This window comes from Caballeronia sp. M23-90 (genome assembly GCF_053574605.1).
The window spans coordinates 1-540 of sequence record NZ_JBSIPA010000966.1; the positions used below are offsets into that span (position 1 = coordinate 1).

At 61.3% G+C, this 540-nt stretch carries 2 pseudogenes; both read left to right on the plus strand.

The features are described 5' to 3' along the window. Positions 1 to 123: 123 nt before the first annotated feature. Positions 124 to 453 (plus strand): annotated as a pseudogene (locus ACRXB1_RS37330) (Maf family protein); the annotation flags it as partial. After that, positions 450 to 540 (plus strand): annotated as a pseudogene (locus tag ACRXB1_RS37335) (SAM-dependent methyltransferase); the annotation flags it as partial. The pseudogenes ACRXB1_RS37330 and ACRXB1_RS37335, both read left to right, overlap by 4 nt.

A 540-nucleotide genomic window follows, 5' to 3' on the forward strand; every position in this document is an offset into this window, starting at 1 on the left:
CCGAAACACCTTATGACGTGGCGGGAAGCGCGAAAGCGGAGGGATTGGGCATCACGCTCGTCGATGCCATTCATTCCGACGATCCCACCGCGCTCATCGGTTTGCCGTTGATTACGTTGTCGAAGATCCCGCGCGCAACTCCGGTCGATGCGCGGCAAGAACGTCGATTTCCACAGCGCGCTCTGCCTCTTCGACAGCCGCACAGGCCACGTCCAATCTGCCGACATTGTCACCCGCGTGCTTTTCCGCGACCTGCCGGACGAGGAAATCGAAGCGTATCTGCTGGCCGAAACACCTTATGACGTGGCGGGAAGCGCGAAAGCGGAGGGATTGGGCATCACGCTCGTCGATGCCATTCATTCCGACGATCCCACCGCGCTCATCGGTTTGCCGTTGATTACGTTGTCGAAGATGCTGCGCGCCGCCGGATTTCCTTATGCGGGGGCAGCATGAGCGGTGTTCTGTATCTGATTCCCAACACCCTCGGCGACGGCGACAGCGCCGCCTTGGCCGACGTCCTGCCTGAACCCGTGCGGGCGA